The organism is Hydrogenophaga aromaticivorans (genome assembly GCF_013387465.1).
Taxonomy (GTDB): Bacteria; Pseudomonadota; Gammaproteobacteria; order Burkholderiales; family Burkholderiaceae_C; genus Hydrogenophaga; species Hydrogenophaga aromaticivorans.
In genome coordinates this window covers 120,549-133,102 of sequence record NZ_VYGV01000007.1, presented here as the reverse complement: position 1 = coordinate 133,102, position 12,554 = coordinate 120,549, and the positions used below count along the sequence as shown (strand labels likewise).

Genomic DNA, 12,554 nt, shown 5'->3' with positions numbered 1-12,554 from the left:
TCAACCCGCCTACTGGGTGGTCAACGCCGAAAAGTCGGGGATCACGCGGTCGGGGTTGCAGGCCTCGATGGGCTCACCCATGTTGTAGCCATAGGGCAGCGCCCAGACGGCGATGCCCGCGTTGCGCGCGGTGGCCACGTCGATGCTGGAGTCGCCCACGAACAGCGCACGATCGCTGCTCATGCCGAATTGCTTCAGGCAATCGGTGATACCGGCCGGGTTGGGCTTCTTCACCGGCAAGGTGTCGCCGCTGATGACGCGGTCGAACAGGGGTGCCATCTGGTGCGCATCGAGCACCGTCTGGGTGTAACGCCCTTCCTTGTTGGTCATCACCACCAGCTTCACGCCCGCAGCGCGCAGCACCTGCAGGGTTTCGCGCACGTGCGGGTAGAGGTGGCTGCGCGTGCCGCAGCGCTGCTGATAGTGCTTGCCGAACTCGTGCTCGATGAGCTTGAAGCTGTCGGACTGGCGCACCGTGTCGGCCGTGGTGTCACCGGTGAAGGCGAGCGCCTGGATCAGCAGCTCGCGCGTGCCGTGGCCGATCCAGTCGTTCACCTGCTGCTGCGTCACCAGCGGCAGCTGAAACTGGGTGAGCGTGTCGTTGACCGCGTCGGCGATCTCGGGGGCTGTCTCGATCAGCGTGCCGTCGAGGTCGAACAGGATGAGGTCGTAGGGATAAGAGGTACTCACATCAGGCACTCAGGTTCGATGAGGGGAAGCTGGCCCAGAAGCGCCGCGGAACTGGCTTTGCCAGGCCGCAGGCGCTGCCCCTTGAGGGGCGGAGCGCAGCGACGGGGGTGGTTCAGTGCGATCCGGGGACGATGTGCTCGGGCAACGCCTCTTCGCGGCGGTGCGCCGCGCGGTGCACCAGGGTGCGCACGGCATCGCACACGCGCGCGCTGGTGATGCCGAAGTGCTGGTACAGGTCTTTCGCCGGCGCGGATTCGCCAAACGTCGCAATACCCACCACCACACCGGTACGGCCGACATATTTGCGCCAGAAGTCCGGGTGCGCAGCCTCCACCGCCACCGTGGGCAGGGCCAGCGGCAGCACCATGTCCTGGTAGGCCTCGGACTGGCGGTCAAACACGTTGCTGCTGGGCATGGACACCACGCGGGTGCTGATGCCTTCGGCAGCGAGCGCTGCATGGGCTTCCATCGCCAGCGAGGTTTCGGAACCCGTGGCCAGGATCACCGCCTTCGGGTGCTTGCCCTCGGCCAGCACGTAGCCACCCTTGCGGATCTTCGCGACCATGGACACGTCGCTCAGGCGCGGCAGATTCTGGCGCGAGAGGCAAAGCGCGCTCGGGCCGTCACGGCGTTCGATGGCGCAGGCCCAGGCCACGGCGGTCTCCAGGCCATCGGCCGGGCGCCACACGTCCAGGCCGGGAATGAGGCGCAGGCTGGGCACGTGCTCAACGCTCTGGTGCGTTGGTCCGTCTTCGCCGAGGCCGATGGAGTCGTGCGTGAACACGTGGATCACGCGTTGCTTCATCAGCGCGGCCATGCGGATCGCGTTGCGGCTGTAGTCGGAGAACGTGAGGAAGGTGCCACCGTAAGGGATGTAGCCGCCGTGCAGCGCAATGCCGTTCATGATCGCGGCCATGCCGAACTCGCGGACGCCGTAGCTCATGTGGTTGCCCCAGGCGTCGCGCCCGGCCTTCACGCAACCTTTGAAGTTGGTGAGGTTGGAACCGGTCAGGTCGGCGCTGCCGCCGAAGAATTCGGGCACCAGCGGTGCCAGCACGTCGAGGGCGTTCTGGCTGGACTTCCGGGTGGCGAAAGCGTCGGTCTTGGCGGCGATGGCTTCCAGCACCTCGGGCAGTTTGTCGGCGAACGCGGGCAGCAGATCACCGGCCATGCGGCGCTCGAACTCGGCCGCTTCCAGCGGGTACTGCGCGCGGTAGGCCTCGAAGCGTTCGCGCCAGGCGCGTTCGGCCGCAGCGCCGCGCTCGGTGGCGTTCCAGGCGGAGGCGATCTCGGCCGGAATCTCGAACGGTGGTGCGGTCCAGCCCAGTTGCTCGCGGGTGGCCTGCACCTCGGCCGCACCCAGCGCAGCGCCGTGCACGTCGTGCGTGCCGGCCTTGTTGGGCGAGCCCATGCCGATCACGGTCTTGCAGCAGATCAGCGTGGGTTTGCCGTGGGGCAACACACCCTGCTTCTTCGCCTCCAGCAGTGCGGCTTCGATGGCGGCGGGGTTGTGGCCGTCCACGTTGGGGATCACGTGCCAGCCGTAGGCGTCGAAGCGCTTGGGCGTGTCGTCGGTGAACCAGCCTTCGACGTGGCCGTCGATGGAGATGCCGTTGTCGTCGTAGAACGCCACCAGTTTCGAGAGGCGCAGCGTGCCGGCGAGTGCGCAGGCCTCGTGGCTGATGCCTTCCATCATGCAGCCGTCACCGAGGAACGCGTAGGTGAAGTGGTCGACGATGTGGTGGCTGACGGTTTCGTCTTCGCGGTTGAACTCCTGAGCAAGCAGCTTCTCGGCCAGCGCCATGCCCACGGCGTTGGTGATGCCCTGGCCCAGCGGGCCGGTGGTGGTTTCCACACCGGGGGTGATGCCCACTTCGGGGTGGCCTGCGGTCTTGCTGTGCAGCTGGCGGAAATTCTTCAGCTCGCTCATCGGCAGGTCGTAGCCGGTGAGGTGCAGCAGCGCGTAGATCAGCATCGAGCCGTGGCCGTTGGACAGCACGAAACGGTCGCGGTCGGGCCAGTGCGGGTTGCCCGGGTTGTGCTTCAAGTGGCGGTTCCACAGCACCTCGGCAATGTCGGCCATGCCCATGGGCGCGCCGGGGTGGCCGGACTTGGCCTTTTCCACCGCGTCCACGGCGAGCATGCGGATGGCGTTCGCCATCTGGCGGGCGAGTTCGGGGTTGGGAGTTGTCGTCATGGTGTGTCCTCGTGACGGATGTTTGTCTCGTGTCTCAATGGCCGGTCGAGTGAAGTGACTCCGACCGGGAACGCGGTGGAGCCGGCTTTGCCGGGCCACTCGCGTTGCCCCCTGGGGGGTGACGCGCCCCTGGGCGCGGCGCGGGGGGGTCAATTCATGACGCGCTTCTTGCGTTCCACCATCCGCCAGATGAACGGCGTGAAGATCAGCTGCATTGCCAGCTCCATCTTCCCGCCCGGCACCACGATGGTGTTGGCACGGCTCATCATGGAACCGTTGATCATGTTGAGCAGGTACTGGAAGTCGATGCCCTTGGGCTGGGCAAAACGGATCACCACCATGCTCTCGTCGGCGGTGGGCACGTCGCGCGCCACGAAGGGGTTGCTGGTGTCCACGATCGGCACACGCTGGAAGTTCACGTGCGTGTGCTGGAACTGCGGGGTGATGTAGTTCACGTAGTCGGGCATGCGGCGCAGGATGGTGTCGGTCACCGCGTCGGCGCTGTAGCCGCGCATGTTCTTGTCGCGGTAGAGCTTCTGGATCCACTCCAGGTTGATCACGGGCACCACGCCGACCAGCAGATCCGGGTACTGCGCCACGTTGTGCTCGGGCGTGACCACGGCGCCGTGCAGGCCTTCGTAGAACAACATGTCGGTGCCCTGGGGCAGGTCTTCCCAGGCGGTGAACGTGCCCGGTTCCTGCTTGTAGGGCGCTGCCTCTTCGGCGTTGTGCAGGTATTTGCGGCACTTACCCTGGCCGGTTTCGCTGTAGGTGCGGAACAGGTTCTCGATCTCCCCGAACAGGTTGGCCTCGGCGCCGAAGTGGCTGAAGTTGTTGTTGCCGGCTCTCTCGGCCTCAGCCGCCTTGACCTTCATTTCCTTGCGGTCGTAGCGGTGGAAACTGTCGCCCTCGATGATGCCGGCGGTCACGTTCTCGCGGCGGAAGATGTTCTGGAAGGTGCGGGTGACGGTGGACGTACCTGCGCCCGACGAGCCCGTGATGGCGATGATGGGATGGCGTTCAGACATGAAGTTCTCCAAAAAACAAAATCAGTTCAGCAGAGGGGAAGCTCACCAAGGGCGCCGCGGAACCGGCTTTGCCGGGTCGCCAGTGCCGCCCCCTTGAGGGGGTGACGCGCCCTTGGGCGCGGCGCGGTAGTGGTCAATCCCTGAAAAGGGAGCGCTCGGCAAACAGCGGATTCGCGTCGTCCTTGTAGGCGCCTGGCTCGCGGTGGTAACGCTCGATGCGCTCCACTTCGTTCTTGCTGCCGAACACCAGGCCGATGCGCTGGTGCAGCGCGGTGGGCTGCACAGTCAGCATGGGCTCGCGGCCGGTGCTGGCGCGGCCGCCAGCCTGTTCGATGATCATGCCCACCGGGTTGGCTTCGTAGAGCAGGCGCAGGCGGCCGTGCTTGGCGGCGTCCTTGGTATCGCGCGGGTACATGAAAATCCCACCGCGCATGAGGATGCGGTGTGCCTCGGCCACCATGCTGGCGATCCAGCGCATGTTGAAGTCCTTGCCTCGTGCGCCGGTCTTGCCTGCCAAGCACTCGTCCACGTAGCGCTTGACCGGCGCTTCCCAGAAGCGGCTGTTGGAGGCGTTGATGGCGAACTCGTGCGTGTCTTCGGGGATCTGCATGTTCGGGTGCGTCAGCATGAACTGGCCCAGGTTCGGGTCCAGCGTGAAGCCGGCCACGCCATTGCCCACGGTGAGCACCAGCATGGTGGTGGGGCCGTAGAGCGCATAGCCGGCGGCGAGTTGCTCGGTGCCGGGCTGCAGGAAGTCGGCCTCGACCACGTCGCGCCCGCTGTCGATCACGTCCTGCGGCGCGCGCAGCACGCTGAAGATGCTGCCGACCGTGACGTTCACGTCGATGTTGCTGGAGCCGTCGAGCGGGTCGAACACCAGCATGTATTTGCCGCGCTGCATGGTGGCCGGGATCTGGTAGGGGTGGTCCATCTCTTCGGACGCCATGCCCGCGAGGTGACCGCCCCACTCGGTCATCTGCGTGAAGTATTCGTTGCTGATGACGTCGAGCTTCTTCTGCTCTTCACCCTGCACGTTGACGCTGGTCGTGACGTCGGGCGCGGGCTGGCCGAGCATGCTGCCGAGGTCACCAAAGGCCACCGTGCGCGCGATGGCCTTGCAGGCCAGCGCCACGTCGAGCAGCAGCGCGTTGAAGTCACCACTGGCGCTGGGAAAGCGGCGGCGTTGTTCGATCAGGTATTGCGTGAGGGTGAAGCGGCGGCGCGTGGTCATGGAGGGCTTTCGGGAAGTTGCAGAATTCGTTGGGTGGTGGCGCCGTGCTTCAGGCGCTGGCGTTCTTGCGGAGCTGCTTCATGACGGTGTGGTAGCCACCGTTGTTGTCGGGCGCACCAAACACGGCGCTGCCGGCCACCAGGGTGTCGGCACCCGCGGCCACGATCTCGCCGATGTTGTCGACCTTCACGCCGCCGTCCACTTCGAGCCAGATGGTCTGGCCGCCGTTGGCCATGTGGGTGTCGATGCGCTGGCGGGCTTCGAGCAGTTTCGGCAAGGTGCCGGGGATGAACTTCTGCCCGCCAAAACCGGGGTTCACGCTCATGAGCAGCACCACGTCAAGTTTGTCCATCACGTGGTCCATCAGCGACAACGGTGTGGCCGGGTTGAACACCAGGCCGGCCTTGCAGCCGTGGTCGCGGATCAGCTGCAGCGTGCGGTCGACATGGCGGCTGGCTTCGGGGTGGAAGGTGATGATGTTGGCGCCGGCCTTGGCAAACAGCGGGATCAGCGCGTCCACCGGCTCGACCATGAGGTGCACGTCGATCCCGATCTTCACGTGCGGACGGATCGCCTCGCAGACCAGCGGGCCGATGGTGAGGTTGGGCACGTAGTGGTTGTCCATCACGTCAAAGTGCACCAGGTCGGCCCCGGCGGCCTCGATGGCGCGCACTTCTTCACCCAGGCGGGAAAAGTCGGCAGACAGGATGGAAGGAGCGATGCGGATGGTCATGGGAAGCCTGGAAATTGAAGAGAAGGATCGCGGGGCGTTTCAGCGGTTGTGCCATTCCCTGAGCCGCGCCACATTGACCTGGCTCAGGTCGGGCACGACGCGCAACGCGCCCTTGAAATCGTGGTGGGCGGTGAAGCTGTTGGGGGTGATGACCGTGTCGAGCCCGGCGGCGGTGGCGGCGCGCAGGCCGTTGGACGAGTCTTCGAAGGCCACGCAGTCGGCCGCGCGCATGCCCATGTCGGCCAGTACCTTCATGTAGACCTGCGGGTTCGGTTTCTTGATCGGTGCGTTGCTCGCATCGCCAACGGCCAGGAAATGCGAGCGCCAGTCCAGGCCGATGGCCGAGCGCATCAGCGCGGCAATGTTGACCGGCGAGGTGGTGGTGGCAATGGCCAGCTGCAGGCCCTGGGCACGCGCTTCGCTCATGAGCGCCAGCACGCCCGGGCGCAGTGTCACGGCGCCGCTGTTGACGGCGTTTTCGTAGTACGCGGTCTTGATCTCGTGCAGGCGGTTGATGGTGTCGGTGAGCGCACCGGCGTCCACCTCTTTCATGTCGGGGTCCACCGTGCGCCAGTGGTGCAGCATGCGCTCCTTGCCGCCCGAAATGTCGAGCAGCTGGGTGTACTGTTCGGTGCTCCAGTGCCAGTCCAGGCCCTCTTGCCGGAAGGCGTGGTTGAACGCTTCCAGGTGCACGCTTTCCGTGTCGGCCAGGGTGCCATCGACATCAAAAATCAGGGCGTTCAGCATGGATTCACCTGTTCAGAAACCCCGGAAACACGGGGTGATGAACGGACTATAGGGATGGACTTAAATAAGGTAAATTCACGATTTATTGAAATTCAGTTAAGTGATCACTTAATGAAGAACGCCACCTTCCGCCAACTCAGGGTTTTCACTGAGGTCGCCAAACACCTGAGTTTTGCCCGGGCCGCCGAGGTTTTGCACCTCACGCCACCGGCCGTGACCATGCAGGTCAAGGAACTGGAGGGGCACGTGGGCCTGCCCCTGTTCGAGCGCAACGGGCGCCAGGTGGCCCTGACCACGGCGGGCGAATACATGCTGGTCTACGCGCGCAAGGTGATCGCCACCCTCAAGGACGCCGAAGACGCGGCCGCGCGGCTGCAGCGGCTGGAGGTGGGCACGCTGACCATTGGCATGGTCAGCACGGCGAAATACTTCCTCCCGAGGCTGCTGGCCGAGTTCCAGCACGAACACGAGGGGGTGGAAATCCGGCTCGCCGTGGGCAACCGGGAGCAGCTGGTGAAGATGCTGCACGGCAACGAGGTGGACATCGCCGTCATGGGCCGCCCGCCCAAGGAACTGGCCACGCGGGCCGAACCCTTTGCCGCGCACCCGCATGTGTTCGTGGCGCCCACCGACCACCCTCTTCTCAAGGTGGGTCATCCCACGGTGGACAGCCTGCGGCCCTACGGCTTCATCCTGCGCGAGCGTGGTTCTGGCACGCGCGCCGCGATGGAAAAATTTCTGGAGACGTCGCGCATGGAGCCGCGCGTGGTGATGGAGATGGCCAGCAACGAAACCATCAAGCAGGCCGTGATGGCCGGCATGGGCATCAGTTTCCTGTCGCTGCACACCATCGGTCTGGAGCTGGAGCACGGACTGATCGCGACGCTGGACGTGGAAGGCACACCCATCATCCGCGCCTGGAACGTGGTGCACACCTTGTCCAAGCTGCTGTCGCCCGCGGCCGAAGCGTTCCGTTATTTCATGCTGGAGCGGGCCGAGAGCCACCTGGCCGAAAAATACGGCAGCCTGCTCAAGCTGCCGCCCGCGCCGTCCGTGGGGTGAACGGCGGGGCACCACCGCTCTGACGGACCCGCCAGAACGGTGATGACGCTGCCTTTCGTCAGAACTTGTAGCCGACCCCGACCGTCACACCCTTGAGGGTGGTGTCGTCCTTGTCGTGGTAGGTCATGTAGTCGGCGTTGAGCGAGAGCGCGCTGTTGAGCTTGTAGCTCGCGCCGAGGCCATAGGCCACCGAGGTGGCGCTGTCGGTCTCGTTGCCGACGGAGAGCTTGGTGCGTGCCGCACCCAGGCGACCGAAGAGCTCCAGTCCTTCGACCACCTCGATCTTGGGCTTGACGAAGACACCGACCATGTTGTCCACCTCGGCCTTGACACCGGAATTGATGCCGTTCACCTTCACGGACGAGTCCTGCGCGCTGAGACCAAGCATGCCCTCGACGGCCAGGTTGTTGCTCAGCTCATAGCCGATGATGCCGCGCACGTTGGACGGTTTGGAGGAGAAATCGAGACCACCGACACTGCTTTCCAGCTTCAGCGGCGTGTAGCCGACTTCGCCGTACAGGCCCTCGGCTTGAACAGAAGCGGAGGCAGCGGCGAGCGTGGCCACGGCGAACAAAGGAATCAGGCGTTTCATGAACACTCCTTGAGCGTTGTTGAGGAAGCCCCAGTCTAGGGACGAACCTGCGCGAAAACGCCGCATGTGTTCAAGCGTTACCTGCTTTACGGAAGCGACGCAGTCGCAACGGCTGCTCACCTCAGCGGGGACCGTGGCCAGGCATGTGGGCGCCCACGTGCACTTCCCCGCGCGCCTCGGCGAGCTCGACCTGGCGCTGCCGTTCGGCCAGCTGGGCCTTTTGTTCGGGGCTGCGCTGGTCGTGGCAATGGGCACAGCTCACGCCCTTGACGTAGTGCTCCGAGGCTTTGTCCTCCGCGTCCAGCGGCCAGCGGCAGGACCGGCAGAGCTCGTGCGGACCGGTCTGCAGGCCGTGGCCCACGCTCACGCGTTCATCAAACACAAAACACTCGCCCTCCCAGGTGCTCTGTTCGGGAGGCACCTCTTCCAGGTACTTGAGGATGCCGCCTTCCAGGTGGTAGACCTCTTCAAACCCGTGCATCTTCATCAACGCCGTGGACTTCTCGCAGCGGATGCCGCCGGTGCAGAACATCGCCACGCGGGGTTTCTTCTCGCCCTGCAAGGCGGGCTGGGCATCGAGCCAGGCGGGCAGCTCGGTGAAGGTCTTGATGTTCGGGTTGATCGCGCCCTGAAAACTGCCGATGGCAACCTCGTAGTCGTTGCGGGTGTCGATGAGCAGCACGTCCGGGTCGGCCACCAGGGCGTTCCAGTCCTGGGGTTTGACGTACTGGCCCACGGTCTTGTTCGGGTCCAGCCCAGGCACGCGCAAGGTGACGATTTCCTTTTTCAGGCGCACCTTCATGCGCAGGAAAGGCGGCTTGTGGGCCCAGGCCTCCTTGTGTTGCAGCGTCGCCAGGCGGGGATCGGCCCGCAGGTGCGCCAGCACCGCGCGCACGCCCGGCTCCAGGCCTGCGATGGTGCCGTTGATGCCTTCGCTCGCCAGCAGCAGCGTGCCCTTGACCTGGTGCGCCTCGCAACAGGCTTGCAGCGGTTCGCGCAGCGCCTCGAAATCGGGCAGGTCCACGAATTTGTAGAGGGCGGCGGTGAGGTAGCGCGGGGCAGATTCCATGGGCGGAATTATCCCCTCGCACCCGGCCCGCCCTACAACGCCTCGATGCGCGAAAGGTCGGGGCGCTCCAGCCACTGTGCGAACTCGTCGGCGAGTTGCGCGGCGGCAGCGGTGGCACCGCTCCAGACGCGCTGGCGGCTGTTGATGTCCTGGCCGTAGTGCGTGAAGTCGCTGCGGTCGGGCAGTTTGCCGTTGGGCAGGGTCTTGACCCAGGCCGGGTCGGGCGCGATCACCACCATGTGGTCCAGCGCCGGGCTGGAGCGGTGGCGGCGCTTCCAGGACTTGTCGAGCCAGCCGGGCACCACCGCCTGCTGGAAATGCGGGTAGAGCACGAGCGGCGCCGCCGGGTTGCTGCGGTAGCGCAGGTGCAGGTGGTAGTCGGTGATGCCGCCGTCCCAATAGGGCCCCGGTGGCGCACCCGCAATGCCTTGCACGGGCTGGAGCATGAAGGGAATCGAGCAACTGGCCTGCAGCGCGTCCATGAAGTTGTCTTCGCGCAAGGGCGCCTGGCGCGTGCGAAGGTCGGCCGTTTCGAACGGGAGCATGGCATCTGCCCTGGAGACTGGGTCAGCGACCGGCGTCGAGAACACGACACGCTCCAGCCAGCCACCCAGCGCCCGGCGATGCACGGCGTTGGCCATGAACGCACCCAGGTAACCCAGCGGTGTTCGCCATGGCCCGTCGCCCGCGAGCAGGCGGCGCCCCCGCGAGGCAACGACGTGCAGCTGGTAGCGCGGGTGCTGCAGCACCTCACCGACGCGCCCGCCGAAAAAGGCCTGCAGGTTGCCGCGGAAATGGCGACTGATCTGTGCCGCCGTCGCGCGCTTCTGGCCGGACGGCAAGGCGATGTGTTGGGCAATGTAATCGCGCTCCAGCCGTTCCAGCGCGCTGGCGGTGCCCTGCAGGCAGGCGGTGGCCATGCGCCAGGCGCCGATCGAAGCGCCCACCAGATGCACCGGTTGAGCGCTCTGGGTCAGCCAGTGACCAAAAATGAAACGGTCCAGTGGCCCCAGTATCAGGCCCTTGGGGCCTCCGGCTGCGGCCGGCACCGTGCCCACGTCCTGCGGGCGCAGGCCGTGCTGTTCGATGTGTTGCCGTGCCTTGGGGCCGGCATAAAGGCGGAGCGCTTGCATAGGGCCACGATTGTCTCGCAGCCGGCGATCATCGGACGCCAGGAAGGATCAATGCCCCTGGGTCACGGTTTCGGCTTCTTCGGGCTCTTCCACCTCGCGCGTGAGTGAGGGGATTTCTTCACCGATCACGGTATCGGGATCGATGCCGAGCACCAGCCCCACGGGATCGGGGTAGGTGTTGATCAGGCCTTCGCTGCCGATGGCCAGCTCTTCGGCGCGGGCGCGCCACGATGCGATGTGGATCACGCCAGCGATGGGTTCGTACACATCGTTGTCGAACGGTGCCACCTGGTGCTCGATCGCGTTGATCATCTTCTTGGGGAAACGCCACTCCCGCGCCAGCGCGGCGCCCGCCTCGGCGTAGCTGTAGCCGAACAGGCCTTTTTCAGCGCGAGCGCGCTTGAGGTCGAGCATGTGCATGCTGCGGTCCAGATCGAGCATCGCCTCGGGCATGCCGACGTGCATCATCAGCTCGCCGATGCCGTGCACCAGTCCTGCGGTGAAGGCGGTGTTTTCGTCGATCTTGATCGGCAGCGCGATGTAGCGCGAGAGGTTGGCCACGTTGAGGCTGTAGCGCCAGAACTGGTTGAGGTTGATCCCGCCCACGCAGTGAAAGCCTTCGCCCATGGCCGCGCCGATCACCAGCGCCCGCACCTTGATCAGGCCCATCACATTGATGGCATCGCGCGCTGTGGCCACGGAACGGTGCAGGCCGAAGAAGGCCGAGTTCGCCATCTTCAGCAGCTTGGCCGTGAGCACCGGGTCGTCTTCGATGTAGGCCGCCGCCTGGAACAGATCGACCTCTTCCTGATTGAACGTGTCCATCAGTTTGCGAACCACCTTGGGGGCGGACGGCAGCGCCTGGGGCTGCTTGAGAAGTTTGTCGAGCTGCATGGTGACCTGCCAGTGGGTTGGGTTGAAACTCAAAAAGGGTCGGTATGTCTGCTATCGGCTGTTGGCGGCAGGACTGGAGCGGTTTTGCTGGCTTCAGTCCACAAAGGCGCCCAGCGCCTGACTGAACGACCATTCGGAAGGGTCTTTGCCGAGCACACTGTCCAGGTCCAGGCCCAGGGTGAGGCCGACCATGTCCGGAAACGTGGCCACCAGACCGCTGTTGTCCAGTTGCAGCTCTTCGGCCCGTGCGCGCCACGAAGCCAGGTGCAGCAGACCCGCCAGCGGGTCGTAGGCCTCACCCTCGAACGGGCTCACCTGGTTGGCCAATGCAGAGACCATCTCGGACGGAAACTGCCACTTCTCCACCATGCCCGCGCCCACCTCGGCGTAGCTGTAGCCAAATGCCGCCATCTCCGCCGAAGCACGCTGGAGATCCAGCGGAGGTGTCCCCATGTCCACCGGACCGATTTCGTCGGGCATGGCGATGTGCATGATCAGGATGCCGATGCCGTGAATCAGGCCGGCGGTGAAGGCATTGCCCTCGTTCTGGTGCAGCAGGCCGGCCAGCGAGCGGGCGATTTCAGCCGAGCGCAGGCTGTAGCGCCAGAACTGTTTGAGGTCGATGCCGGGCACGTTCTTGAAACTGGAGCCCAGCGCGGCGGCCATGACGAGCGAGCGCACATGGGTGAGCCCGAGCAGCGCCACCGCTTCGTCGGCGCTGCCGATCTTGCGGCTGACACGGAAAAAAGCCGAGTTGGACAGGCGTAGCACCCGCGTGGTGAGCGCCGGATCGCGGCTGATGAGGTCCCCCACCCGCCTGGGGTTGGGGTCCTCCTTGTTCATCTCGGCCAACAGATCCGAAACGGTGCGCGGCATCGCCGGCAGGGCGCGGGGGTAGTTGAGCAGGGCTTCGAGTTGCATGGCGAAGGGAAGTCCGTGAAATGAAAAGGTGTGTGACTGCCTTCCATATCGGCCCTCCGTCCGCCAACTTGAGCCCCGGAATACCCGGCCTCCGGGGTTGGATTCAGCCCTTTTTCATGCCCTGCAGGCGCGCAAACGCCGAGGCCATGGCCGAGGCCGGCTGCGCGGACGAGGTCCCCGCGCTGACCGGGCGCCCCCCGCGGGGTCCTGAACGGGCCGGTTCAAACCTGTTGTCACGCGGCGCCCCGCCCTCCCGC

General features: G+C 65.3%; 12 protein-coding genes. 1 reads left to right on the top strand and 11 read right to left on the bottom strand.

Translation table 11 applies throughout. The features are described 5' to 3' along the window. Positions 1-9: 9 nt before the first annotated feature. The 6 genes from F3K02_RS10455 to F3K02_RS10430 all read right to left on the bottom strand — a co-directional run bounded on the left by F3K02_RS10455 (position 10) and on the right by F3K02_RS10430 (position 6,623). Positions 10-690: a phosphoglycolate phosphatase gene (locus tag F3K02_RS10455; protein WP_177135552.1), complete on the bottom strand. Its 681-nt coding sequence runs from the start codon at positions 688-690 to the stop codon at positions 10-12. A 112-nt stretch (positions 691-802) separates the two neighbouring features. Further along, positions 803-2,887 carry a transketolase gene (gene tkt / locus F3K02_RS10450; protein WP_177135551.1) on the bottom strand — a complete coding sequence of 695 codons (2,085 nt, stop codon included), beginning with the start codon at positions 2,885-2,887 and terminating at the stop codon, positions 803-805. 149 nt (positions 2,888-3,036) lie between these two features. Beyond that, positions 3,037-3,915, bottom strand: a complete 879-nt coding sequence (locus F3K02_RS10445; protein WP_177135550.1) for a phosphoribulokinase — start codon at positions 3,913-3,915, stop codon at positions 3,037-3,039. 133 nt (positions 3,916-4,048) lie between these two features. Further along, complete coding sequence (locus tag F3K02_RS10440) at positions 4,049-5,146, bottom strand: class 1 fructose-bisphosphatase (protein WP_177135549.1); 1,098 nt, start codon at positions 5,144-5,146, stop codon at positions 4,049-4,051. A gap of 49 nt (positions 5,147-5,195) precedes the next feature. Next, complete coding sequence (gene rpe, locus F3K02_RS10435; protein WP_177135548.1) at positions 5,196-5,879, bottom strand: ribulose-phosphate 3-epimerase; 684 nt, start codon at positions 5,877-5,879, stop codon at positions 5,196-5,198. Between the two features lie 39 nt (positions 5,880-5,918). Next, entirely contained in the window at positions 5,919-6,623 is a 705-nt protein-coding gene (locus F3K02_RS10430) for an HAD-IA family hydrolase (protein WP_425485584.1), read from the bottom strand. Positions 6,624-6,737: 114 nt separating this feature from the next. Here F3K02_RS10430 and F3K02_RS10425 point away from each other — a divergent pair, with 114 nt between their 5' ends. Next, positions 6,738-7,688: a LysR family transcriptional regulator gene (locus F3K02_RS10425; protein WP_177135546.1), complete on the top strand. Its 951-nt coding sequence runs from the start codon at positions 6,738-6,740 to the stop codon at positions 7,686-7,688. Positions 7,689-7,746: 58 nt separating this feature from the next. Here F3K02_RS10425 and F3K02_RS10420 read toward each other — a convergent pair whose 3' ends face one another. From F3K02_RS10420 to F3K02_RS10400, 5 genes are all read right to left on the bottom strand, one after another. Continuing rightward, complete coding sequence (locus F3K02_RS10420) at positions 7,747-8,280, bottom strand: porin family protein (RefSeq protein ID WP_177135545.1); 534 nt, start codon at positions 8,278-8,280, stop codon at positions 7,747-7,749. A 121-nt stretch (positions 8,281-8,401) separates the two neighbouring features. Then, the gene (gene trhO / locus F3K02_RS10415) at positions 8,402-9,349 is read right to left on the bottom strand and encodes an oxygen-dependent tRNA uridine(34) hydroxylase TrhO (protein ID WP_177135544.1); all 948 of its coding nucleotides are present in this window, start codon (positions 9,347-9,349) and stop codon (positions 8,402-8,404) included. Between the two features lie 32 nt (positions 9,350-9,381). Then, positions 9,382-10,482: a patatin-like phospholipase family protein gene (locus tag F3K02_RS10410; RefSeq protein WP_177135543.1), complete on the bottom strand. Its 1,101-nt coding sequence runs from the start codon at positions 10,480-10,482 to the stop codon at positions 9,382-9,384. A 48-nt stretch (positions 10,483-10,530) separates the two neighbouring features. Beyond that, on the bottom strand, positions 10,531-11,376 hold the full coding sequence (locus F3K02_RS10405; protein WP_177135871.1) for an HDOD domain-containing protein: 846 nt from the start codon (positions 11,374-11,376) through the stop codon (positions 10,531-10,533). A gap of 93 nt (positions 11,377-11,469) precedes the next feature. Further along, on the bottom strand, positions 11,470-12,297 hold the full coding sequence (locus tag F3K02_RS10400) for an HDOD domain-containing protein (RefSeq protein ID WP_177135542.1): 828 nt from the start codon (positions 12,295-12,297) through the stop codon (positions 11,470-11,472). Positions 12,298-12,554: the final 257 nt, after the last annotated feature.